At 69.1% G+C, this 23,669-nt stretch carries 21 protein-coding genes, 1 tRNA gene and 1 pseudogene; 7 read left to right on the top strand and 16 right to left on the bottom strand.

Going from position 1 to position 23,669, the window contains the following annotated elements; all coding sequences use genetic code 11:
• The 3 genes from queA to C0461_RS07895 all read left to right on the top strand — a co-directional run.
• Positions 1–954: tRNA preQ1(34) S-adenosylmethionine ribosyltransferase-isomerase QueA (queA, locus tag C0461_RS07905; RefSeq protein ID WP_292105499.1), on the top strand; the 954-nt coding region annotated here is incomplete at its 5' end.
• 147 nt (positions 955–1,101) lie between these two features.
• Positions 1,102–2,208 (top strand): tRNA guanosine(34) transglycosylase Tgt, encoded by a 1,107-nt coding sequence (gene tgt / locus C0461_RS07900; protein ID WP_292105497.1) that lies wholly within the window; start codon positions 1,102–1,104, stop codon positions 2,206–2,208.
• Between the two features lie 192 nt (positions 2,209–2,400).
• Positions 2,401–4,284, top strand: a complete 1,884-nt coding sequence (locus C0461_RS07895; protein ID WP_292105495.1) for a patatin-like phospholipase family protein — start codon at positions 2,401–2,403, stop codon at positions 4,282–4,284.
• A 232-nt stretch (positions 4,285–4,516) separates the two neighbouring features.
• Here the strand turns inward: C0461_RS07895 and C0461_RS07890 are convergent.
• From C0461_RS07890 to C0461_RS07880, 3 genes and pseudogenes are all read right to left on the bottom strand, one after another.
• Positions 4,517–4,906 (bottom strand): annotated as a pseudogene (locus C0461_RS07890) (methyltransferase domain-containing protein); the annotation flags it as partial.
• 21 nt (positions 4,907–4,927) lie between these two features.
• Positions 4,928–5,629, bottom strand: a complete 702-nt coding sequence (locus C0461_RS07885; RefSeq protein WP_292105493.1) for a glutathione S-transferase — start codon at positions 5,627–5,629, stop codon at positions 4,928–4,930.
• A 294-nt stretch (positions 5,630–5,923) separates the two neighbouring features.
• The gene (locus tag C0461_RS07880) at positions 5,924–6,520 is read right to left on the bottom strand and encodes an exopolysaccharide biosynthesis protein (RefSeq protein WP_292105491.1); all 597 of its coding nucleotides are present in this window, start codon (positions 6,518–6,520) and stop codon (positions 5,924–5,926) included.
• Between the two features lie 169 nt (positions 6,521–6,689).
• Between C0461_RS07880 and C0461_RS07875 the strand changes: the two genes are divergently transcribed.
• Complete coding sequence (locus tag C0461_RS07875; protein ID WP_292105489.1) at positions 6,690–7,814, top strand: hypothetical protein; 1,125 nt, start codon at positions 6,690–6,692, stop codon at positions 7,812–7,814.
• Between the two features lie 7 nt (positions 7,815–7,821).
• On the opposite strand, the gene C0461_RS07870 is transcribed toward C0461_RS07875, so the two are convergent.
• The 8 genes from C0461_RS07870 to C0461_RS07835 form a co-directional block, all read right to left on the bottom strand.
• Positions 7,822–8,007: a DUF3008 family protein gene (locus C0461_RS07870; protein WP_292105486.1), complete on the bottom strand. Its 186-nt coding sequence runs from the start codon at positions 8,005–8,007 to the stop codon at positions 7,822–7,824.
• A gap of 50 nt (positions 8,008–8,057) precedes the next feature.
• Positions 8,058–8,441, bottom strand: coding sequence for a type II toxin-antitoxin system VapC family toxin (locus C0461_RS07865; protein WP_292105484.1), 384 nt, complete (start codon positions 8,439–8,441; stop codon positions 8,058–8,060).
• Positions 8,434–8,922, bottom strand: a complete 489-nt coding sequence (locus C0461_RS07860) for a helix-turn-helix domain-containing protein (protein WP_292105481.1) — start codon at positions 8,920–8,922, stop codon at positions 8,434–8,436. The genes C0461_RS07865 and C0461_RS07860 overlap by 8 nt, the downstream gene beginning before the upstream one ends.
• 148 nt (positions 8,923–9,070) lie before the next feature.
• The gene (locus C0461_RS07855; protein WP_292105478.1) at positions 9,071–10,480 is read right to left on the bottom strand and encodes a hypothetical protein; all 1,410 of its coding nucleotides are present in this window, start codon (positions 10,478–10,480) and stop codon (positions 9,071–9,073) included.
• A complete protein-coding gene (locus tag C0461_RS07850) occupies positions 10,477–11,640 on the bottom strand; it encodes an isovaleryl-CoA dehydrogenase (protein WP_292105475.1) in 1,164 nt (387 codons plus the stop codon). The genes C0461_RS07855 and C0461_RS07850 overlap by 4 nt, the downstream gene beginning before the upstream one ends.
• Positions 11,641–11,683: 43 nt before the next feature.
• Entirely contained in the window at positions 11,684–13,141 is a 1,458-nt protein-coding gene (locus C0461_RS07845) for a hypothetical protein (protein ID WP_292105472.1), read from the bottom strand.
• 76 nt (positions 13,142–13,217) lie between these two features.
• A complete protein-coding gene (gene mgtE, locus C0461_RS07840) occupies positions 13,218–14,630 on the bottom strand; it encodes a magnesium transporter (protein WP_292105469.1) in 1,413 nt (470 codons plus the stop codon).
• Positions 14,631–14,766: 136 nt separating this feature from the next.
• Positions 14,767–14,851: transfer RNA gene (locus tag C0461_RS07835), tRNA-Leu, on the bottom strand.
• Positions 14,852–15,088: 237 nt separating this feature from the next.
• Between C0461_RS07835 and C0461_RS07830 the strand changes: the two genes are divergently transcribed.
• Positions 15,089–17,731 (top strand): glycoside hydrolase family 3 protein, encoded by a 2,643-nt coding sequence (locus C0461_RS07830; protein WP_292105467.1) that lies wholly within the window; start codon positions 15,089–15,091, stop codon positions 17,729–17,731.
• A gap of 24 nt (positions 17,732–17,755) precedes the next feature.
• On the opposite strand, the gene C0461_RS07825 is transcribed toward C0461_RS07830, so the two are convergent.
• Positions 17,756–18,403 carry a glycoside hydrolase family 11 protein gene (locus C0461_RS07825; protein ID WP_292105465.1) on the bottom strand — a complete coding sequence of 216 codons (648 nt, stop codon included), beginning with the start codon at positions 18,401–18,403 and terminating at the stop codon, positions 17,756–17,758.
• A gap of 153 nt (positions 18,404–18,556) precedes the next feature.
• Here C0461_RS07825 and C0461_RS07820 point away from each other — a divergent pair, with 153 nt between their 5' ends.
• The gene (locus tag C0461_RS07820) at positions 18,557–19,120 is read left to right on the top strand and encodes a hypothetical protein (protein WP_292105463.1); all 564 of its coding nucleotides are present in this window, start codon (positions 18,557–18,559) and stop codon (positions 19,118–19,120) included.
• 999 nt (positions 19,121–20,119) lie between these two features.
• On the opposite strand, the gene C0461_RS07815 is transcribed toward C0461_RS07820, so the two are convergent.
• Positions 20,120–20,413, bottom strand: coding sequence for a FliM/FliN family flagellar motor switch protein (locus C0461_RS07815; protein WP_292105462.1), 294 nt, complete (start codon positions 20,411–20,413; stop codon positions 20,120–20,122).
• A gap of 31 nt (positions 20,414–20,444) precedes the next feature.
• Between C0461_RS07815 and lipB the strand changes: the two genes are divergently transcribed.
• Positions 20,445–21,173 (top strand): lipoyl(octanoyl) transferase LipB, encoded by a 729-nt coding sequence (lipB, locus tag C0461_RS07810; RefSeq protein WP_292105458.1) that lies wholly within the window; start codon positions 20,445–20,447, stop codon positions 21,171–21,173.
• On the opposite strand, the gene C0461_RS07805 is transcribed toward lipB, so the two are convergent.
• The 3 genes from C0461_RS07805 to C0461_RS07795 form a co-directional block, all read right to left on the bottom strand.
• On the bottom strand, positions 21,154–21,753 hold the full coding sequence (locus tag C0461_RS07805) for a hypothetical protein (protein ID WP_292105454.1): 600 nt from the start codon (positions 21,751–21,753) through the stop codon (positions 21,154–21,156). The genes lipB and C0461_RS07805 overlap by 20 nt on opposite strands.
• A complete protein-coding gene (locus C0461_RS07800; protein WP_292105452.1) occupies positions 21,750–22,436 on the bottom strand; it encodes an HAD-IA family hydrolase in 687 nt (228 codons plus the stop codon). The genes C0461_RS07805 and C0461_RS07800 overlap by 4 nt, the downstream gene beginning before the upstream one ends.
• Positions 22,437–22,438: 2 nt before the next feature.
• Positions 22,439–23,669 (bottom strand): putative 2OG-Fe(II) oxygenase (locus C0461_RS07795; RefSeq protein WP_292105448.1); only part of this gene is annotated, 1,231 nt, incomplete at its 5' end.

The raw sequence follows: 23,669 nt of genomic DNA, 5'->3' as shown, positions 1-23,669 counted from the left end.
CGCGATCTGGCCGACCTGCTGCAGCCCGGCGACGCCCTCGTCTTCAACGACACCCGCGTGATCCCGGCCCGTCTGGACGGTGTGCGCGACCGGGGCGGCCTGACCGTGCCCGTGGAGGCGACCCTGCACCAGCGCACGGCGCCCGACCGCTGGACCGCCTTCATGAAGCCGGGCAAGCGGCTCAAGCCCGAAGACCGGGTGATGTTCGGCAAGACCGCCGACGGCGCCTGCCTGGCCGGGCGGCTGGACGCCCACGTGGTGGAAAAGGGCGAGGATGGCCTGATCACCCTTGCCTTCGACCTGGCCGGCCCGGCGCTGGACGACGCCATCCGCGAGGCGGGCGTCATGCCCCTGCCCCCCTATATCGCCGCCAAGCGTCCCGAGGACGACCAGGACCGCCTGGACTACCAGACCCTCTTCGCCCGCCACGACGGCTCGGTCGCCGCCCCCACGGCGGGTCTGCACTTCACGCCGGAGCTGATGGCGGCGCTGGAGGCGCGCGGCGTCTCCACCCACGCCGTCACCCTGCACGTGGGCGCGGGCACCTTCCTGCCGGTGAAGGTGGACAAGGTCGCCGACCACCGCATGCACGCCGAGACCGGCGAGGTCTCGTCCCAGACCGCCGCCGCTCTCAACGCCGTGCGCGCCGCGGGCGGCCGCATCGTCTGCGTCGGCACCACCTCCCTGCGCCTGCTGGAAAGCGCGGCGGACGAGCACGGCGTCATCCGCCCCTTCCACGACGCCACCGCCATCTTCATTACCCCCGGCTACCGCTTCCGCGCCGCCGACGTTCTGATGACCAATTTCCACCTGCCCCGCTCGACCCTGTTCATGCTGGTCAGCGCCTTCGCCGGAACCGAAACCATGAAGGCCGCCTACGCCCACGCCGTGGACACGGGCTATCGCTTCTATTCCTACGGCGACGGCTCCCTGCTGTTCAGGGAGGGCGTATGACTCAAGACTCCGCTCATCCCGGCGAAGGCCGGGATCCAGATCGTATGGCGAGGCGCCGCAAGCTTTGCATCGCCGATCCTGGCCTTGGGACTCTGTTTGTGATTTTGCATCTGGATCCCGGCCTTCGCCGGGATGAGCGGTTCTAGAATGTTCCCCTTCCACATCAACGCCACCGCAGGCGCCGCCCGCACCGGGGTGCTGAAGACGCCGCGCGGCGACATCCGCACGCCCGCCTTCATGCCCGTGGGCACCGCCGCCACGGTCAAGGCGCTCAGCGTCGATCAGGTGGCCGCCACCGGGGCCGACATCATCCTCGGCAACACCTACCACCTGATGCTGCGCCCCGGCGCCGAGCGCATGCAGCGGCTGGGCGGCCTGCACCGCTTCATGCGCTGGGACAAACCCATCCTGACCGACTCCGGCGGCTTTCAGGTCATGAGCCTGTCGGGCATCTCCAAGGTCACCGAGGACGCGGTCACCTTCGCCAGCCACATCGACGGCTCCAAGCACGTCCTGTCGCCGGAACGCTCCATCGAGATCCAGGCCGACCACATCGGCTCGGACATCGTCATGCAGCTGGACGAATGCGTCTCCTGGCCCGCCGAGGAGGACCGCGCCCGCAAGGCCATGGAACTGTCCGCCCGCTGGGGCGCCCGGTCAAAGGCGGCCTTCGGCGAGCGCGACGCCCAGGCCCTGTTCGGCATCCAGCAGGGCTCGACCTTCGAACACCTGCGCCGCGAATCCTCCGCGCGCCTGATCGAGACCAGCTTCGACGGCTACGCCATCGGCGGCCTGGCCGTGGGCGAGGGCCATCAGGCCATGTGCGAAACTCTGGACCACTGCGTCGGCCACCTGCCCGCCGACCGCCCCCGCTATCTGATGGGCGTCGGCAAGCCCATCGATCTGGTGGAGGCGGTGGCGCGCGGCGTTGACATGTTCGACTGCGTCCTGCCCACCCGCTCGGGCCGCCACGGCCAGGCCTGGACCTGGGAGGGCCCCGTCAACCTCAAGAACGCCCGCTTCGCCGAGGATCAGGATCCTTTGTCCCCCGACGTGGATTGTCCCGCCAGCAACGCCTATTCAAAGGCTTACCTGCACCACCTTGTCAGATCGGATGAGATTCTGGGCCAGGTCCTGCTCAGCTGGCACAACATCGCCTTCTTCCAGGCCCTCACCGCCGCCATGCGCGCCGCCATCGCCGAAAACCGCTTCGACGCCTTCCGCCGCGATTTCCACGCGCGGCAGAGGTCATAAGTCTCCTCCCCCGCTTGCGGGGGAGGGGGACCATCCGAAGGATGGTGGAGGGGGCGAGCCCATCCACCGGCGCTCACGGTCGCCCCCACCACCGCCTGACGGCGGTCCCCCTCCCCCATGCGCTTCGCTTTGGGGGAGGAGAACGCTCGACGTTACCCAAACCGCAACAGAATCCCGCTAGTCTCGCGGATCATGAACACGCCCCGCGACGCCAGTCTGGAAGCGGCCCTGGCCCACATCTTCGCCGCCGAGGGCGAAACGCGGGCCAGCTGGTTCGCCCTGACCGGGGGTGAGCGCCTGTTCACGGCGGGCCAACCCGCCGACACCCTCTATCTGGTCCGCTCCGGCCGTCTCGGGGTCTTCCGCCAGAAGGAGGACAACCCCGAGCCCCAGTTTCTCGGCGTCATCCGCCCCGGCGAACCGGCGGGCGAGATGTCCCTGATCGCCGGCACCCCCCACACCGCCACCGCCGTCGCCCTGCGCGACAGCGAGATCCTGGCCCTGCCCCGCGAGGCCTTCCTCGACGCCGCCCGCGCCCATCCCGACGTGATGGTGGAGCTGGCCAGCCTGATGGTGCGCCGCTCGCGCGAGACCTCCCAGCGCGCCGCCGACCCCAGCGTGTTCGGCTTCGTCTCGGCCCGCGAGCGGCCCATCCGCGAGTTTGTGGAGCGGGTACGCGACCAGATCGGCCATCTGGGTTTCACCGCCCGCGTCATCGATTCCTCGGCCCTCAACTCCGCCGCCGAATGGCTGTCCCTGATCGAGCAGACCCACGACTTCGTCCTCTATTGCGCCGAGCAGGACGAGACCGCCTGGGCCGGGCTGTGCGCCCGGCAGGTGGATCGTCTGTTCGTGGTCGGCGATCTGGACGGCCCCGCCCGCATGCCGCCGGTCCAGCGCAGCGGCTCGCTGGAGGAGCATCAGCTCACCGACCTGATCCTGCTGCGCCGCGCCGCCGGTCCGCCGGTCCGCGACACCGCCCGCTGGCTCAAGGCCGTCGACCCGGCCCGCTGGTTCCATGTGCGCGAAGGCCTTGTCGACGACGAGGCCCGCATCGCCCGCACCCTCACCGCCACCTGTGTCGGTCTGGTCCTGTCCGGCGGCGGCGCCCGCGCCTACGCCCATCTGGGCGCCATCGCGGCCCTGCGCGAGGCGGGCGTGCCGTTCGACTTCGTGGGCGGCTCGTCCATGGGTGCGGTGATCGGCGCGGGCGTGGCCCTGGGCTGGGACCAGCAGGAGCTGGAAGATCGCATCCGCAAGGCCTTTGTGGACCAGAGCCCCCTGACCGACATCGCCTTCCCCATCATCGCCATGACCCACGGTCGCAAGGTCAATCAACTGTTGATCGAGGCCTATGGGGATGTGGACATCGCCGACCTGCCCCTGCCCTTCTTCTGCGGCTCGTCCAACCTGACCGCCAACAGCTATGTGGTGCACCGACGCGGCATGCTGAGGCAGGCGCTGCGGGCCTCCATCTCCCTTCCCGGCGTCCTGCCCCCCGCCGTCATCGACGGTCAGGTGCTGGTGGACGGCGCGGTGCTGCGCAACCTGCCCGCCGACGTCATGCGCGGCTGGCAGCCCGGCCCGGTGGTCGCCGTGGACGTCTCACGCACCCACACCGTGGACCCCAGCGTGCTGGAGAACCCCAAGACCTGGTGGCGCTGGATCCTGTCCGGCGACTGGCGCCAGGGCCCGCCCATCGTCTCGATCCTGATGCGCTCGGCCACCATCACCAGCGCCGCCGATCTGGCCGAATCCCGCGCCGCCACCGACCTGCTGGTCATGCCCGAGCTGGGCGGCGTCGAGATCCGCGACTGGAAAGCCTTCGAGCCCGCGGTCAAGGCCGGCTGGGCCGCCGCCACGGCCGCGCTGGCGGACCTCAAGGGTCCCGTTTCCCATCTGCGCCTGCGCCGCGCCAAAAAGGCGCTCAGCGTCGGGCGATCAGGAACAGCCTCGGAAACGGCATCAGGGTCCGTCCATCCGCCCGCCTCGGGAAAGCGCCCGAAAGCCGCTCCGAAAGCGCCGAAACAAAAGCGTCCTGCATCGCGCCGGAAAGCGCCGTCAGATACGGTCTGAGCGCCGTCCCCCTCATCCACTCCAGCACCGCATCCTCCCCGTCCAGCACCTGCAGATAGGTGGTGGACCAGATGTCGAGGTCGGAACAAATCCCCGCCAGCACGTCGTGATAGGCCTCGGGCGTCAGCAGCGGCGCGATCGCATCCACGCCCTCCAGCGCCCCGGCCCACGGCCCCGCCGCCGCCGTCTCGCGCATGATCGTGTGGTGCCGGGTCTCGAAGGCCATGGGCATCTGGCAGGCGAACACCCCGCCCGGCGCCAGCCGCGCCGCAATGCGCCCGAACAGCGCCCCGTGGTTCGGCAGCCACTGCAGCGAGGCGTTGGCCAGAATCAGGTCCACGGGCCGCTCCGGCGCCCACGCCCCGGCGTCGCCCTCTATCCAGTCCACCTCATCCGGCAGGGCCCGCGCCCGCGTCAGCATCTCGGCGCTGGAATCCAGGCCGTGCACCGCCGCCCCGGGCCACCGTCGCTTCATCATGGCCGCATGCTCGCCCGTGCCGCAGCCCAGGTCCCAGATCTCGCGCGGGTCCATGTCCGGCAGTCGGCTGAGCAGGTCCAGCGCGGCGCGGTCCCGTTGGGCGCGGAAACGCTGATACTGATCGGGATCCCAGGCGGTGCTCATGCGCCCAGATAGGCCTGCCGCTCAGTCCCCGTCCAGTTCCGGATAGTGTCGGAAAATTCCGTCCGAGAACGGCAGGCGCCGATCGCTCGCCAGATAATTCTGCAGTTCCGGCAGGGCCGCGACCCGGTCACCCAACGCCACGACGCGCGGGTTGTCCCCCTCCACCGTCTTCATCCGCCGGGGAAAGGCGAAGCGCAGACCCTCCACCAGCTGGAACAGCGACAGGTCCGCGTAGGACCAGCGGTCGCTGCCCGCCAGCCAGTCGCCCCGCCGCTCCAGAATGGTCTCGAACCAGCCGAGGAATTTCGGCATGCGGGTCTCCCTGAAATCCTCGGCCCGGCGCAGCGCTTCGTCCTTCTGGTCCTCGTAGTAGGCCCCCATCGCCACCGGATGATGGGTGTCGTGGGCTTCGGCCACCATGTCGGCGATGGTCAGCTGCACCTGATTCACCCACAGCCGACCCGCCTCGTCGCCGGGCGCGAGGCCGTGGCGCTGGCCCAGAAACATCAGGATACTGGCGGTCTGGCCGATGGTCATGCCGTCGGCGACCAGGTAGGGCGGCGCGAACGGCGGGTCGCCACGACCCATGGCCAGGTCCGCCGACACGTCTCCACCCGGCTCGCGGGCGCGCTCCCTGTAATCGACGCCGCCCGCCTCCAGGGCCAGACGCACGAACTCTCCGCGCCCGGGCAGGCCGTCCCAGTACCAGAAGTCATAGGCCATGGGTGATCCTCCTTGCTTCCGATCAGGAAGCCCGGCGCGGGGCGTCAGGTTCCGTTCGCAATTAGTTGAAGACGGCCCTCTTCCCCAAAGCCCCGCCTCACCCCACAGTGTGAGTCCCTGTTGAATAGCTGAAAGGAGGTGATCCGGTGTCTCATTGTCACTCGACGCTGGCGGAGATCGGAGCCCGGACCTCTCGGGAGGCCCGCGCCTGACCTTTCAGGCAAGGATCTGATCGGCCGCTCTGCGGTCCGACAATGCGAGGCCGCCGGCGCAAACCGGCGGCCTCAATTGTTTTCAGAACAGCCGCCCGGCCCAGCCGCCGATCGCCGCGACGGCCACCGTCACCGCCGTCCACACCAGAAACAGATAGATCACGCAGACCACGGTCCCCACCGCCCCCAGCAGGATCGCGGCGCCATCGCGCTGCATGATCCCCAGCCCGAGCACGATCAGGGTCACGCCGGGCAGCAGGTCGCCGAACGGCACCGGCAGGGCCATCATCACCGCCAGGAACACGCAGGTCAGCCCCGTCACCACGTCCGCGACCTCGCCCGTCAGCCACGGCATGCGCGGCCGCGACAGCCGCTCCACGAACCGGATCGGCTTCAGGACCCGGGACAGCGCCTGGCCGAAGGCGCGACGCGGCAGGCCCCTGTTCAGGGTCCAGCCCGGCAACCAGACCCGTTCCCGCTGAAACGCCAGCTCCAGCGACAACAGGATGATCGGCACGCTCAGGATCGCCTTCGACCCCGGCGGCCAGGGGAACAGGCTGACCAGGGCGAAGATCAGGATCAGGGCGCCGAAACCCCTTTCGCCGAAGGCATGGACGACCTCGCCCATGGTGAGCCTCGGCGCCGGCCCAAGCGCCAGGGTTTCGAGGACGTCGGACACACGTCTCAGCTCTGTTTCAGGTGAAGGAGGGGCCATGGGTTCCGCGCTCGCAGGGCGTCCAACGCCTCAACGACAATAGCGTTCGTTCATGGTCAGCATCGTTTGCCAAGCAGGGCGTCGCGGTCTAGAAAAGCCACAACTTTTTCATGGCTATTGGACCCCTGTGCTCATGCTTCATATCGACCTCCCCACCGTCTCGGACATCAGCATCCTGGCGGGCGAGCGCGCCGAGGCCTGCGTCTCGATCTATCTCGAGACCACCCCGCTGAGCCAGCAGACCGACGCCGCCCGCATCACCCTGGGCAATCTGTGGCGGGACGCCGAGGCGCAGCTGCGGGACAACGGCTTCGACAAGAAACATCTAGCCGCCATGGCCGAGCATGTGGACGACCTGCGCGAAGACGACGGGTTCTGGCGGCTGCAGGCCAACAGCCTCGCCGTCTTCGTGACGCCGGACGGCATGCGGACCTTCCGGCTGCCGAACCAGTTGACCTCGCTGGTCCAGGTGTCCGACCGCTTCCATCTCAAGCCCCTTCTGAGGGCGGTGACCTTTCCCCACGCCGCCTTCGTCCTGGCCGTTTCCGAAAACCACGTCCGGCTGGTGGAGGTCTTCGCCGAGATGGCCCCGCAGGTGGTCCGGGTTCCCGGCCTGCCCGGCGGCGCCGCTGACGCGGTGGGCAAGTCGTCCCTGAATGATCGCGCGCCCGTCGGCCGCATCCACGGGGCGGAAGGACAGAAGGTCCGCTTCAGGCAGTATCTGCGCCAGGTGGACAACGCCCTGCGGCCCATGCTGTCGGGTCGTGAAACGCCGCTGATCCTCGCCGGCGCCGAGCCGCTGGCTTCGCTGTTCCGGGGCATCAACACCTATCCGCACCTTGCGCAACAAGGCATCAACGCCAGCCCGGATCGCATGAGCGAGGGGGAATTGGCCCAGGCCGCCCGCCCCATCCTCGACCAGATCCATCAGTCCCAGGTGGAGGCGGCCAGGGATCTGTACGCGTCCCGCGGCCAGCAGGGCCGGGCCACCGCCGATCTCGCCCAGGCCGCCCGCGCCGCCACCATGGGCGCCGTCGAGACCCTCATGGTCGACATCGACGATGTCGTGCCCGGCTTCATCGATGAGGAAACCGGCCAGATCGACCTGGGCGACGGCGACGGCGCCCGCACCTATGGCGTGGCCGACGAAATCGCTCGCCGCGCCCTGACGACCGGCGCCAGGGTTCTGGGGGTGCGCAAGGCGGACCTGCCCAAGGGGGCCGAAACCCTTGCGGCCACCCTGCGCTATCCCGTCTGACGGGGGCTCAGCCGCTCTTGCGTTCGGGTTTGTCCTTGCGCGAGGTGGAGGCCATTTTCTCCAGCTCCGCCTCGCTCATGGACCCGGCCATCGACTTGGACGCGCCCTGAAGTTTCGATTTCGGCGTGTCCCCACGCTTCGCCGACAGGGCGGCCCCGGCGGCCTTCTGCTGTGCTGCGGATTTTGCGGGCATGGCGGTCTCCTTCTGACAGAGAAAACCGATCGTCGGGGCTCGGGTTCCGTTCACCGGATCAGCACAACCTCGACGCCCACATCCACTTTCGACCACGCGCGATCTCCCGTCAGCACGGGCGCCTGTTCCCGCAACGCCAGGGCGAGACAGGCGCGATCGCCCAGGGACAGGCCCACGCTGCGAGTCGGCGCCTTCAATCGCGCCGCTGTGGCCGCGAGATCGGGCGTGAAGTCGATCAGAACCAGACCGATGTCCTCGAGCATCTCGAGGATGCGCCTCTTCTTGCGGTCGTCGGCCGCCAGACGCTCCAGCACTTCACAGAGATTGACGGCGCTGAGGAGAAACGGCCCGTCGCGACGCGCCATCTCTTCTCCGCCCGGCTCCTCGAGAACCGCCGCGACCACGGCGGAAGAATCCACGACGATCCTACTCACGCGCGGCTTCGGCCCGCCGGTCCGCGATCAGTTCGTCCACGACGCTCCGCCCTTCCGGGACCAGTCGTCGAAACTCCTTCTGGATGGCCTTCAGCGCCTTGTCGGAGGAGTTGATGCGCACCTCCTCACCGTCCGGCCGCATCACCAGCCGCTCGCCGGGCTTGAGCCCCATGGCCGCCACCGCTTCCGGCGTCAGATACAGCGACCCGTCCGCCGCCACCTTCGCCATCCATCGACCGCCGCTGAGCGGCTGCGGCGCGGATTCATGATCGAACGCCGCGCCCCTCTCTTCCACGCCCAGCAGCACGGCCGCGCGCACCTCGCCGCCCGTGGCGGCCTCGATGCGTTTCGCCAGTTCCGGCGACGGTCGGCGATGGCCGCTGCGGATCGAACTCAGCGTCCCGGCCCCGAGATTCAGCTTCCGCGCAAGCTCGGCCTGCCGCCCCCGTCGCCGCGAAAGATAATCATCAAGGTTCGCCATTTGCGAACTATAGGGGAAAATGTTCGCAGAACAAGACTACGCCTTTGGCCGACAAGGCGCCACCGGCGGCCTTCTGCGGGTCTGCGAACTTGGCAGGCATGTGCGGGCTCATTCTGACGAAGGACCGTCCGCCCTTCGCCCGGTTCCGCTACCTCGTGACGCTGACGACGAGCGCTTCCCCCTGCGCCTCGACAACGGAGCCGCGCGGGACGGTCAGGGTCACCCCTTCAATCTCCACCGAAACCGGCGCGTCCAGAGCCCCCGGCGTCAACGCCTCCAGCCCCCCAAGGTCCGAGAGGAGAATACTGAAGCGATAGACACCACGACCATTCTCCACGAGCACCGGCATGTCGAGCAATACGGATCGCCCCTCCACCCGCAACGCCAGTCCGCCCCACTCAGCCGACACCCGGGTCGCATCCGGCAGGGCGATCACCCCGTTCGACAAGGGGGCCATCGCAGCAGAGTGGAAGGACAATTGGAGTTCGGCCAATTCCGCCAGCGGTAGTTCCAGTTCGACCACCAGACGACGCGGCGCGGATGCCAGGAATTCGTCGCGGTCCATTGAGACGGCCCCGACCGAAGCCATCTTCGGGCTGATCTCGCGGATCAGACCATCAAGATCGTGGGTCAACCGGACCTCATCGCGCCGATCCGGCGTCGCCACGCCCACGGCGGCTTCCAGCAGCGTGTCCAGAGGTGCGCCGCTCTCGACGGCTGTGCGCCAGTCCGCGACCCCTATGTCGTCCAGCAGCCAGGCGATCGCCGCGCCCACGCCATAGGCGCGCCAGCGGAACATATTGACCACATACCCGCCCGGACGGGTCAGCAATTCCCGTCGGAGCGCCCCTTCCAGATGGCCGCGCAACACATCATCCGGCTGGTTCCACACGAGGGTGCTGGCCTGAAGGCCCACATACTCGGCCGTGCCCTCCGTCCATTCCCGATGCCTTTCTGTGGCGATGATTGAGGGATGCAAGCGCCCTTCCCGGTCCCGGCGCAGGGCGAGATAGACTTGCGCCAGCGCTCGCCGGGTCTGCGCTTCGGGCGCGCGCACCGCGTCGGCCAACACCCGGCGTTCCAGTTCGACCCCGGCGGTGAAGAGGCCCAGGTCGGCGATCAAGGCCAGGTCCACGTATTCACCGCCGCCCTCGCCAACCCAGGTGAAGGCGTCCGTCTGGAAGTCATGAAACTGTTCGTGGAACAGGGTGTCCAGATCGTCTTCGGGCGAGTCCACCTCCAGTAGCACCGTGTTCGGAGGGCCGAACGGGTAGTTCAGGACGTAGCTGAAGGTCGCGCCTTCGAGCGGGCCGGGACGGAACGAGGGTCCTTGCGGCGAGGCCGCGCCCGCGAACACGGCCCCGGTGTCGGGCGCATAGAGAATGAAGGGCTGGTCCGGCGGCCAATAGCCCGGCCAAACCTCCCCCAGCGCTTCGGATCGATCAACGACTCGCTGCGCCATGGCGGTCAGTTCATCTGCGGTCGCTTGGGCGACGACAGGGGATGTGCCCAGCATCAGAGCCGTCAAGGCGACGACGCTCAGAGCGGCCAGTCTCACGCCCCCAGCAGCTCCCGCCCGATCAGGAACCGCCGGATCTCGTTGGTCCCCGCGCCGATGTCGTACAGCTTGGCGTCGCGCACCAGCCGCTCCACCGGCCATTCCTTGGTATACCCGGCCCCGCCCAGGGCCTGCACGGCCTCCAGCGACACCTTCACCGCGTTCTCGCTGGCCAGCAGGATGGCGCCCGCCGCGTCATAGCGGGTGGTCTGGCCCGCGTCGCACGCCCGCGCAACCGCATAGACATAGGTCCGCGCCGAGTTCAGGGCCACGTACATGTCGGCGATCTTGGCCTGCATCAGCTGGAACGAGCCGATGGCCTTTCCGAACTGCTTGCGCTCGCGCACATAGGGCAGCACCACGTCCAGCGCCGCTTGCATGATGCCAAGCGGCCCGGCCGCCAGCACCGCGCGCTCATAGTCCAGGCCAGACATCAGCACGCCGGCGCCGCCGCCGACCGGGCCCATGACGTTGTCTTCCGGCACCTCGCAATCCTCGAACACCAGCTCCGCCGTGTCCGAGCCGCGCATGCCCATCTTGTCCAGCTTCTTCGAGACGCTGAAGCCCTTCATGCCCTTCTCGATCAGGAAGGCGGTGACCCCGCCGTTGCCGTCGCCGGTGCGGGCGTAGACCACCAGGGTCTCGGCCGAAGGCGCATTGGTGATCCAGAATTTCGTGCCGTTCAGCACATAGCGGTCGCCCTTCTTTTCGGCCCGCGTCTTCATGGACATGACGTCCGAGCCCGAGCCCGCCTCCGACATGGCCAGCGAGCCCACATGCTCGCCGCTGATCAGGCCCGGCAGATACTTCCGCTTCTGCTCCTCGGTGCCCCAGCGGCGGATCTGGTTCACGCACAGGTTCGAGTGGGCCCCATAGGACAGCCCGATGGAGGCCGAGGCGCGCGACACCTCCTCCATGGCCACCACATGCTCCAGATAGCCCAGCCCCAGGCCACCGTGCTCTTCCTCGACGGTGATGCCGTGCAGGCCCAGTTCGCCCATCTCGGGCCACAGGTCGCGGGCGAAGGTGTTGGTCTCGTCGATCTCGGCGGCGCGCGGCGCCAGCCGGTCGGCGGCCCAGCGTGCGGTGGTCTCGCGGATCATGTCCGCGTTCTCGCCGAGGCCGAAATTCATGCTTTGGGGGGCGTTGGGAATGCTCATGGCGAGCGGCGTAGCACCGCCCGGCCCGATCGCAAAGCCGGGCTCAGTCCTCGCTGCGCCGGGCCCAGCGCAGATACAGATTATAGGCCGAAATCCCCACGCACAGGGCGCCGATCAGGGCCAGCACCCCGGACGCGACCGTGATCTGATCCAGCACCGCGCCCACCGGACGGTCGGCCGCCATGGCGAAGCCGGCCACCGCCGCCCCGAACGCAGTCAGGCCCACGGCCCCCATGCCCAGAAAGGCGCCGGTCTCGCTCCAGTCCAGCCGGCCGCGCCGCTCGGGCTCGAAAGACTCCGGCATGAAGACCGGCTGCCCACCCGCCCGCAAGGTGGGATCCTCGATGAACAGTGGCTCCTCCTCGACCGCGGGCTCGGATCGTCGGGCTTCGGGCCAGACATCGCGGGTGGGCGGCTCCGGCTCCACCTCCGGCGGCGGGGTCAGGATCAGAACGCCCTCGCCCGGCTCGGCGGCCTGCGGCAAGGCGGGCGCCGGGGACGTCTCCCCGCCGAACACATGCACCTCCGCCCGGCCCGGCACGACGTAGGGCGAATAGCGCTGCATGGCCATGACCTCCGCCATGACGGCGGCCGGCGGTTGCGGCGCGGGAGCGACAGGAGCCGGCTCGGACTCGGGCTCGGGCTCGGGTCCTGCAGCGAACTCAGGCTCATGGTCGGCCTCAACCTCGTCCGCGCCGTTCTCATTGGCGGCGACCACCGGCTCGGGCGCGGCGACTTCCGCAGGCGCCCCAGGGGCCGCGAACGTCGGCGTCACGACGGGATCCTCTTCGGCAGCCGCATCAGCTTCGATTTCAGGCTCACCCTCGGCCTCAGGGGCCGTCGCCTGTTCCGGGCTCTCGTCGGGCACATCGGCCGGGGTCTCGCCCAGCAGGGCCGCCACGGCCAGGGCCCGCGCGCCGTTGGCCTCGACCTCGGGCTCCGGAGTGTCTTCAGGCTCCTTCGGGCTGCCTTCTGACGTCTCCTGAACCGGCGCCGGCGTCGGCGCGGGCGAATTCAGCAGCATCGCCAGGTCCGCCTCCTGCCCCGGATCGTGCCGGAACAGGGCGCTCTCGGCGGCGCGGCGGCGGCCGGCCGGGTCGGGCGCAGGCGTCAGCGGCGGCGCGTCACAGGCGATCAGGGCCCGCGCGGCGTCCTCGGGCTCGCCCGCATTGACCCACACCAGCACATCCGACGCCAGGAACCGCTCCAACCCCACGGCCTGGCCGAAACTGGTCAGGGCGTCCACCTGATGCGGGTTCAGCGGCAGGTCGACCCGCTCGGCGATGGCGTTCAGAACGGGCAACAGGTCGTAATGCAGCAACAGTTCGGCCTCGGTCGCCGTCACCTCGGCGCCCTCACGCGCGGACAGAGTGTGGCCGTGGCCCACGACCCAGCGGCCGTCCGCCAGACGCTCGGCGCGCGGCCGGAAGCCCTCGAAGCTCTTGATGAGCTCCAGGCCCCGGCGGGACACCTTCAGCTTCGGCTTGTCGATCTGCGACAAAGGTCCTGACCCAGAATGAGACGGGCGGGTTCGCCCTGACGGGGAGCCAGCAAGGTCCGCGCCGGTCCGCCCTGGGCTAGAGCAACAGCAGGCTGGCGATCCCGAGGAAGGACAGGAAGCCGACAAAGTCCGTGGTGAAGGTGATGAACACCGACGACGACACCGCCGGGTCCCGGCCCAGCCGGTCCAGCGTCAGAGGCACCAGTATGCCCACCACCGACGCCACGAACATGTTGATCATCAGGGCCATGGCCACGGTCAGCGACAGCAGCGGATCCTGGAACCAGAGATAGGCCCCCGCGGCCATCAGGATCGCCAGGGCCGTGCCGTGAAGCAGGCCCACGGACATCTCCCTGAGGATGATGCGCACCGCATTGGCGGCGTTCAGCTCACGACTGGCCAGGGCGCGCACCGAAACGGCCAGGGTCTGCGCCCCGGCGTTGCCGCCCAGGGACGCCACGATCGGCATGATCACCGCCAGGGTCACCAGACGTTCAATCTGGTCCTCGAAGGCGGAGATGACGCTGGCCGCGAGCCCCGCCGTGGCCAGGTTGATGATCAGCCACGGCAGCCGTGACCGCACGATGCTCATCACGCCCGCGTCACGGCCCGCGTCCGCCACACCGGCCAGACGCAGCAGGTCCTCGCGGTTCTCTTCCTGGATGATGTTGACGATGTCATCGACGGTGATCTGGCCCACCAGACGTCCGCCCGAGTCCACCACCGGGGCCGAGATCAGGTGGTATTTCTCGAAGATGTAGGCCACCTCTTCCTGGTCCTGATGCACCTCGATCTCGTTGATCGGCTCCATCAGGGCGGACAGCTTCACCTCGCGGGCCGAGCGCAGCAGGCGGCTCACCGCCACCCCGCCCACAGGCCGGTACTGGGGGTCCACCACATAGATGTCGAAGAACAGCTCGGGCAGGTCCTCGCCCTGGGCCCGCAGGTGGTCGATGGTGTCGCCCACGCTCCAGAACTCGGGCGCCGCCATCACCTCGCGCTGCATCAGGCGCCCGGCGGAGTCCTCCTCATAGCCCAGCGAGTTTTCGATGGCCGCCCGGTCCTGCTCGGGCATGGCGGCCAGCACCGCGCGGCGCTGGTCGTCCTCCATCTCCTCCACCACCGCGGCGGCGTCGTCGGAGTCCAGCTCCTGCAGGGCCTCGGCCAGGGCGAGATTGGGCAGCCGCTCCAGCACCTGCTCGCGGATGCTGTCGTCCAGCTCCGGCAGCACCTCGGCCAGCACGTCCGGCGCCAGCCACAGCACAACCACCGAGCGGTGTTCGGAGGTCAGGAAGCCCATCAGGTCGGCGATGTCGGCCGGGTGCAGGTCTTCCAGCAGGTCGCGCAGCCGCTCGCCGTCGCCGGCGTCGGCCGCATCCACCACCTTCTCCACGAAGGCGGCGGTCAGGGCGTAGTCGTCGCCCAGGTGTTCGTCGTCAGTGTCCGGGTCAGGACCGGCCGGGGCGTTGCGCACGTCGTCAATGGTCACGAGCGTCCTCCCCTTCCAGCAGGTCAGTCCTGTTCAGCGTTCAGCCGATGTTTCATTCCACATCATGCGAGAGCCTGATTCACGGCCTCGGCGCAATCGCGATGCGATGTCCCTCAACCGATCAGGCTCGGGTTGATGGTGCGGTCGAGAAGACTCGAACTTCCACGGGTTGCCCCACAGCGACCTCAACGCTGCGCGTCTACCAATTCCGCCACGACCGCTCGCATCGGAGCGGGGGCAATAGCCGAGGATGAACCGAAAGGAAAGGGCCAGTTCGTCCCCAAACCCATTCTCACCTTCCCGTCTCCCCCTGAGGGAGAAGGCGCACCGTGCAGCGGGTCGGATGAATGGTGAATCCGGCGCCATCGCCGCCCATCTCAGGCTCACGCGGACGAGGCTGGCCACAGCGGCCCGGACGCGCAATAGTCAGACAAATAGAATTTTCGGGAGGCTTTGGCATGCGCCACGTCACTGCTGGAATTGCGTCCGCCGCTGCGGCGCTGGCTGTCTTCGGGGCGCTGGCCTGGCCGGGCGCGGCCCGGGCCCAGCTTCCGGGCGCCCAGTTGCCTGCGTATCAGGACTCCAGCCGGCCGGCAGAGGCCCGCGCCGCCGACCTTGTCGGACGGATGACGCTGGAGGAGAAGGCGTATCAGGTGCTCAACGACGCGCCCGCCATCCCCCGCCTGAACATCCGCGAGTACAACTGGTGGAACGAGGGTCTGCACGGCGTAGCCGCGGCCGGCTACGCCACGGTCTTTCCCCAGGCGATCGGTCTGGCCGCCACCTTCGACGAGCCGTTCGTGCGGCAGGTGGCGGCGCACATCGGCGTCGAGTTCCGCGCCAAATATCTGGACGCCCGCCATCGTTTCGGCGGCTCGGACTGGTTCGAGGGGCTGACGGTCTGGTCCCCCAACATCAACATCTTTCGCGATCCGCGCTGGGGCCGGGGTCAGGAGACCTATGGCGAAGACCCCTACCTGACCGCCCGCCTCGGCGTCGCCTTCGTGCAGGGTCTGCAGGGGGATGATCCCGACTACTACCTCACCATCGCGACCCCGAAGCATTTCGCCGTTCATTCCGGTCCGGAGGCGAGTCGCCACCGGGACGACATCCTGCCAAGCCCCCGGGACCTGGCTGACACCTACCTGCCCGCCTTCCGCGCGGCGGTGATGGAGGGCGGGGCCCGCTCGATGATGTGCGCCTACAACGCCGTGGACGGCGCGCCGGCCTGCGCCAGCGAGCCTCTCCTGAACCACTATCTGCGCGAAGCCTGGAACTTCGACGGCTTCGTGGTCTCGGACTGCGGCGCGGTGCTCGACATCTACGCCCCGGATCGACATGCCTACGTGCCCACGCCGGAACAGGCCGTCGCGGTCGCCTTCACGGCCGGCATGGACCTGATCTGCGGCGGGGCCGAGGACGGCCAGGCCGTCGTCCGGGCAGTGCGGGACGGCCTGCTGGACGAAGCGGTGATCGACCGGGCCCTTGTTCGCCTGTTCACCGCGCGGATGCAGCTGGGCCAGTTCGACGAGCCGTCCCGCGTGTTCCCGTCCATCACGGCGGCCGACTTCGACACCGCCGAAGGGCGCGACCTGGCCCAGACCGCCGCCGAGCGCGGCATCGTCCTGCTCAGGAACGACGGCCTGCTGCCGTTGGGAGACAACCCCGGCCGCATCGCCGTCATCGGGCCCAACGCAGACAGCATCGCGGCCCTCGTCGGCAACTACAACGGCGACCCGTCCCAACCCGTCACCATTCTGGACGGGGTGCGTCGACGATGGCCCGAGGTCGAGGTCACCTATGCGGAAGGCGTCGGACTGATAGACCGGTCACTCGAGCCTGTCCCCGGCGGGGTGCTGTGCATGGACGCAGCCTGCCGCGAGCCGGGCGTCCGCATGGAGCGCTTCAGCGACCGCAACCTGGAGGGCGCTCCGGTTTCGACGGGGCGGCAGGATTCGGTCGAACAGGCGTGGGACGGAATCCTGCGGAGCGACGCTGTGCGTTACACGGCGTTTCTTACAGCGCCCGAGGACGGCGACTACGTCTTCCGCTACGCCGCAGACGGCGGCTATCGCGTCTTTGTCGACGACGCGCCCGTGGTGGACGCATGGAATGTGGACTGGCGCCCCTCCATCGTCGCCGGCACGGTTCGCCTGAGGCAGGGACAGACCTATCGTCTGCGTGTCGAGGCCTTCCAGCGCGCCGCCCGGGGCCATGAGCGGCTGCTCTGGAGCCCGCCGTCCGATCCTGCCGGCGCCCGGGCCGAGGCGGCGGCGCGCGAGGCGGATCTGGTCATCTTTGTCGGCGGCCTCACGGCCCAGCTGGAGGGCGAGGAACTTCCCCTCTCCACCCCCGGCTTCTCGGGGGGCGACCGGACAAGCCTGGACCTCCCCCCGCCCCAGCAGGCCCTGCTTGAGCGTCTTCACGCCACGGGCACGCCTGTGATCCTTGTGCTCGTCAACGGCAGCGCCCTGAGCATCAACTGGGCGGACCGGAACCTGCCAGCCATCCTCGAGGCCTGGTATCCCGGCGGCCAGGGCGGCGACGCGGCGGCGCGGATCCTGGCGGGCGACGTCAATCCCTCCGGACGGCTTCCGGTCACCTTCTACCGATCCGCGGACGACCTTCCGGCCTTCACCGACTACAGCATGGCGGGCCGAACCTACCGCTACTTCGACGGGCCGGTGCTGTATCCGTTCGGCCATGGCCTCTCTTACACGCGCTTCGCCTACAGCGACGTCCAGACCAGTCCCGGCGGGATCGACGCGGATGTCGCGGTGGAGGTCAGCGTCGTCGTCGCCAACACCGGCGACCGGGCCGGCGACGAGATCGTGCAGCTCTATGTCAGCCGCCCGGACGTGGAGGGTGCGCCCTTGCGCGCGCTCGCCGGCGCCCGGCGGGTGTCGCTGGCCCCGGGCGAACAGCGCCGCGTCGCCTTCACCCTGGACCGGCGCAGCCTCAGCACGGTGGATGATCTCGGCGTGCGGCGGATCGTGCCGGGCCCCATCGATCTTTGGCTGGGTGGGGGCCAGCCCGGCAGCGACGCGCCCGGCCTGGCTGGACGTCTGACCGTGACCACCGCCGCGACCCTGCCGGAGTAAGCCCCTGTTCCACGCCGGCGCCGATTACTCCCAGACGCGCACATCCGACCGGCCTTCGCTGCCGAAGCCCTCCGTCGCCATCACCTGGTAGTCCAGCGTGCCCAGAGTCAGCCCGACCCGTTCCCAGGCGGCCACATGGTTGCTGAAGGTGATCACGTTCTCGCGCCCCAACGGACGCATGGATGTGCGAACGCTCCAGTATTGATCGAAGGTCGCCGTGCCGACGATCGACGGCTGGTTGACCCGTCGCGTGCGATAGATGCGGTAGGTTCCCCCATCGCTGTCGACGGTCCCCAGAAACGCGGCGCTGTCTCCCGGCGGGACGAAATCGCCCCAGCGTTCGACCACATAGTATTCGACGAGCGGGTCTCGCGACCATCCGTAGAGGGTCAGATAGCCGTTCGTCCCCGGATCAAAGGTGCGCGCTGCGTACCGGACCATGCGATCGGTCGATCCTCGGGCCCACCCCGTGCCGGCCACCAGGTTGCCGTTCTCCCCCAGTCGCCAGGTGACCGAATATGAGCCGTCTCGACCCAGCCGCATCTCGCCGGCGCCCGTATCGTGCCAGAACGTGTGGAAACGCCCGTCCCTGACCCCGGTCGCGTTCTCGGTGATCGGCGGATTGCTGGCGCAGGACGCCGTCAACGCCGCGCAGAGGAGTGACAGGAGCACAGGACGCGACATCGGCAGCCCTCGGTTGGATCCCCTATTGGAACCACGCCGGGCAGACGATGAAAAGGTTTGCCGCCTTCGGATCGCCGCCCCCCCGCCTTGCCATCCCCCTGACGACCCGCCAAACCTCCCCTGTTGAACCCCGGGGCGGCCATGACGGATTTCGAGTTCACCTTCGCCCTGTTCGGGCTGCTGCTGGGCCTGTCGCTGGCCGAGGTGCTGTCCGGTCTGGCCCGCGCCATCGAGGCGCGGTTGCGGCTGGGCGCGGGGCTGCGGATCGGCTGGCTCACGCCCCTCCTGGGCGCCTTCGTCTTCCTCGACCTGCTGTCCTTCTGGCAGGCCGCCTGGGTCGCCCGGGACGTCATCCAGGTGTCGGGCCTCACGCTCATGACGGTGTCGGCCTTCGCCGGGGCCTACTATCTGGCGGCGGCGCTGGTGTTTCCGCGCGGGATCGCCGCCGACACCGATCTGGACGACCACTTCTTCCGCATCCGGCGCATCGTCATCGGCGTGATGTTCATCCTGCTGCTGGTCCAGCTGGCCTTCTACGCCGGAACGCCTGAGTTGTCGGTCCGGCTGATGAACCCCCTGGCCCTGAGCCTGACCGCCGTTCTGGCGGCGCTGATGATCACCGCCATGGTGGTGCGCGGCCCGCTCTGGACCCGGCTGGCCATGATCGCCCTCGTGGGGCGTTACATCATCGTCTACTTGATCTGAGGCGACGCCTGCGGAATTGGGCGCCTTGATCCCGCATTTCCCGGCGGTCACTCCCTTGTGAAACAAGGCCCCGGCCTCAAAATCTCGCCTTTTTCATCCCGCTGCCCGTGGGCGCCTCACACTGGCGGGCATGGACGTCGAATTTCGATATCTCCCCGACCTCGCGCCTGACCCCGAGTCCGCACCAGCGGCGCAGGACGCCCCCCTTGTCATCCCCGAGGCGCCGCAGGCGCCATCCGGGACGACGACATTGCACCCCCGTTGCACTGTTTTTCCGCTTCGGAGTCTCACGCGCCGTCCCCCGGCGACGATGAGTCCATCGACGCCGCCGCGCCCGTTGAAGCCGCCAAGCCCATCTCCACAAGCGATCTCGCCCGCCTCGCCGCCCGTCTCGCAACCGTGGCCCAGCAGGTCGAACAGGCCGCCCATGACGAGGCCGCGAGACTCCCGTTGCACTGTTTTTCACCCGAAGCGTCTCACCACGCCCCGCCCGCGCCCCTCGATCAGGCCATGCGTGACCTCCACACCGAAATCCTCGACCTCAAGGGCGACGGCCCGAAATCCGCCGCTCTCCCCGAGGGGCCCGTGAGACTCCCTTGCACTGTTTTTCGCGTCCGGAGTCTCGCGCCCGCGAACAGGGGCCGTGAGGGCGCCTTGCCATCCCGACCGGCTCAGGGCGAGCCCTTGTCATCCCGGAAACGCCGCAGGCGTTATCCGGGACGGGACGGGACAACAATTCTCCGCTCACCCCAGCGACCCGAAGGGCGGCGCGTAGCAGCCCAGGCTGGGGTCCAGATCATAAGGCGGGGTGGATGGAAGGCCTGGCGCGCTTCAATTCCTGACCGCCCCGCGCCATCTGGATCCCGGCCTCCGCAGGGATGAGCGGGTGTTAAGCGGCTCTGTTCCGTCCCCGCTCTCCCCCCGGAACAAGTCCGGGGTGCGGCCGGGATGACAAGGAGCGCGGGCTCTCCGCTGCGCTGCGGAAGATGAAGCCGCGCCCTACGCCGCGCCCGCCATGTAGTCGAACAGGTCCGCCGGGCGGGTCACGGTGATGGCGATGCGGTCGTCGTTGATGGTGATCTCGCCGCGCGCCACAGGGTGGTTGTTGGCCAGGATCCAGACCTCGTCATGCTCGCCGGCGTCCAGCGGGATCACCGCGCCGCGGCCCATCCGCAACAGCTGCGCCATGGGCAGCACGGAGCGACCGAGGACCACGGAGATCTCGACGTTTACGGATTCAATCTGACTCATCGGGTGTACTGACGCGGTTACTGGGGTGGTCTGGTCTTGCATGGCTGCCCCCTGCCGCCACATTGGGCCGATCATGCTTTCCCAGCCGTTAAGTTCCTCGCCTCATCCGAACCGCCTGCGCCGCGACGACGGACGGCCGGTTCAGTGGGTCGTCGCCCCCGCCCCCGTCCCCTACGAGGAGGCCGTGGCCTTCATGGAGGATCAGGTCGCCGCCATCCATGCCGGCGAGGCGGAAGAAATGATCTGGCTGCTGGAGCATCCGCCCCTCTACACCGGCGGGGTCTCGGCCCGTCCGGACGACCTTATCGACGCCCGCTTCCCGGTGTTCCAGACCGGGCGCGGCGGCCAGTACACCTATCACGGCCCCGGCCAGCGGGTGGCCTATGTGATGCTGGACCTGAACCGGCGGGGCCGCGACGTGCGCGCCTTCGTGCGGGGGCTGGAGCAGTGGATCATCGGCGCCCTGGCCGCCTTCAATGTGGAGGCCGACGTGCGCGACGGCCGCGTGGGCGTCTGGGTCGAGCGCCGCTTCGTGGGCGACGACGGCGCACCTCAGGCCCGCGAGGACAAGATCGCCGCCATCGGCGTCAAGGTGCGCCGCTGGGTCAGCTTCCACGGGATCAGCCTCAACGTGGAGCCGGACCTCACCCACTTCGACGGCATCATCCCCTGCGGCATCCGCGAACACGGCGTCACCAGCCTGGCCGACCTGGGCCTGATCGCGACCATGGATGACGCCGACGCGGCCCTGAAGGCGAGCTTCGAGCGGGTGTTCGGGCCGGTCAGCCCCGACGGGGCGTGAACCAGCTGGGCGCGGCGGGCGGGGCGCAATTGCGCTGCATGCCCATGCCCTTCAGGAACGCCCGGCGCTGACGCCCGGCCTGGATGGCGGACTGCACCTGCTGGCTGTGCTGCTCCGCCCCGCTCAGCCGCCGCACCCAGCTGCGCAGGGGGATGAAGTCGGTGGCCGTGTCCCGGATCGCGGCCAGGGTGGCGTTGGCCGCGGCGTCGGCGGCCTGCTCGCTGGCCAGCGAGCCGTCCTGCGGCGTCGGCTCGTCCAGATCCGGGCCCAGGGCGTCGTCCAGCCGCCGCACCTCGGCCGCGATGGCGGGACAGCGCTCCAGATTGCGCATGTCATAGGGCGCGGACTGGGCCTGCAGCAGCACCATAGGAATGGCGTCGCGCCGCAGGTTCAGATCCTCCAGCGGGGCGGTGGCTGCCTCGGCGAAGCCTTCGCGCACGGTCCCCACGCCGTCCCCCGCCGAGCGGGCGGCCGCGCAGGCGCCGAGTGTGAGCGCGGAAAGACAGATCACGGAAACAGCGAAGGTTTTCATCATGAGGCTGTAACGCATTTCCAGCGACTTGGTTGTGGGAATCGTCACGCGACGCGACGGGCGCTCGCGAACAGGTCAAGCGCTTGTTCCAGCGCCGGAAAATCCTCGGCCACATGGGCCGCCCCGGACGCCAGCACCTCTTCGGCGGTATGGAAGCCCCAGGCCACCCCCTGCGGCCGGACGCCCGCGTTGAGGGCCATGCGCATGTCGTGGCTGGTGTCGCCAATCATCACCGTCCGCTCCGGGGCGCCGCCGCACACACTCATGGCGCAGACCAACATGGCCGGATCCGGCTTGCCGGGCCCGTCCTCGGCGCAGTGGCTGCTCAGGAACAGGTCCGCCCAGCCGGCCCGGGCCAGGTTCCGCTCCACCCCCCGTCTCGACTGGCCTGTCGCCAGCGACAGCCGCCACCCGTCCCGCCTCAGCCGGTCCAGCAGGTCCATGGCGCCCACATACAGCGGCTCCTCGAACCCTGGCCGCTCATGCATGGCCCGGAACGCCCCCTGATAGGCCGCCACGAACTCGGCCAGCTCCGCATCGGTCAGGTCCGGCGCCAGCTGGCGCAAGGCCTCGTGCAGCGACAGCCCCACGATCTGACGCACCTCGTCGTAGCCCGGCTCGGCCAGGCCCACGGTCCGCGCGGCCGTCGTCGCCGCCTCCAGGATCGCCGCCCGGCTGTCGACCAGGGTTCCGTCGATATCGAACACCGCCAGCGGTGCGTCGGCCGCCATCCTCATGCGGGAACCACGTCGAAGGCGATGGTCAGCCGGGTCTGGTCGCCCGAGAACGGCACAGTCCCATGCCACATGTACGACGGGAACAGCGCCAGCAGCCCCGGCTCCGGCTTGATGTAATGCTGCGCCTCAAGAGGCGGTGCGGTGGGAATGCCGGGCCGCCCGAACTGGATCCAGCCCTCGCGCCCCGCCCCCTCGACCGCTTCCGGCAGGGCGATGTAGCAGGCCGACGACAGCCAGCCGTCCGGATGCAGATGGTCCGCGTGAAACCCGTCGGGCTGCAGCTGGACAGACCAGGCTCCCTTGATGCGATAGGCGCCCGTGTTGCGGCGACGCAGCGGATCGTCCCCCTGTCCCAGCAACGCCATGTGCCGCCGGATGGGGCCGTCGATGGCCTGGAAGAAGCCCCGCACCGTCGGCTCCTCGCTGACCAGCAGGTCCATGCTCGTCTGGGTTCCGTGTCGCAGCGACTGGTCCAGCGGGTGGGTCTTCAGCCGATGCAGGCTGCGAAGGGTTTCGGCCAGCTCCCCCAGATAGCTGGCCAGATCCGGCCAGCCGTCGGGCGTGTCGATGCGCCAGCCCCGCACCACCGCCTCATAGTCATACAGCTGCGCCAGGCGGGGATCGTCCAGCAGCCGCCAAAGGGTGGCCTGAAAGGCCAGCAGATACTGATCCAGCGGCCGATCGCGCAGCATCACCTCCACCATGGGCGCCGCTTCCTCCGCCGCCCCCACGGCCAGCAGCGCCTCCACCAGCCCGCGCCGCGTGTCCTCCTGCTCCGGCGCCATGGCGACAGCGGTCCGCGCATGTTCAAGGGCCCTGTCCGCATCAAAGGCCACCGCCGCCCGCGACGCCGCCAGATGGCCCGCCGCATCGGTCAGCGGCCCGGCCGTCATGGCCTCATAAGCCCCGCGCGAATCGTCCGCATAGGTCAGCACCTTGGCCTTGAGCGCCCGCAGCGGACTGACGTCCGGGTGTTCGACAATCATCCGGTCGATGCGCGCGCACGCCGCCGCCGCGTCGCCCGTGCGCATCCACACCAGCTGGGCCTGATCCCGCAGGGCGTCCAAAGCCAGCGGGCGGCGCTTCAGCACCTCGCCGAAGGCCGCGTCCGCCTCGTCATAGCGAGCCTGTTTCTGCAGGGCGCGGGCCAGGGCCAGCCAGGTCTCGGGCGCGTCCCCGCCCCTGGCGAAGGCCGTGCGCGCGGCCGCCTCGGCCCGGTCCGCATGA

Source organism: Brevundimonas sp. (genome assembly GCF_013823285.1).
Classification (GTDB): Bacteria; Pseudomonadota; Alphaproteobacteria; order Caulobacterales; family Caulobacteraceae; genus Brevundimonas.
This window is presented reverse-complemented; position numbering and strand designations above follow the sequence as displayed.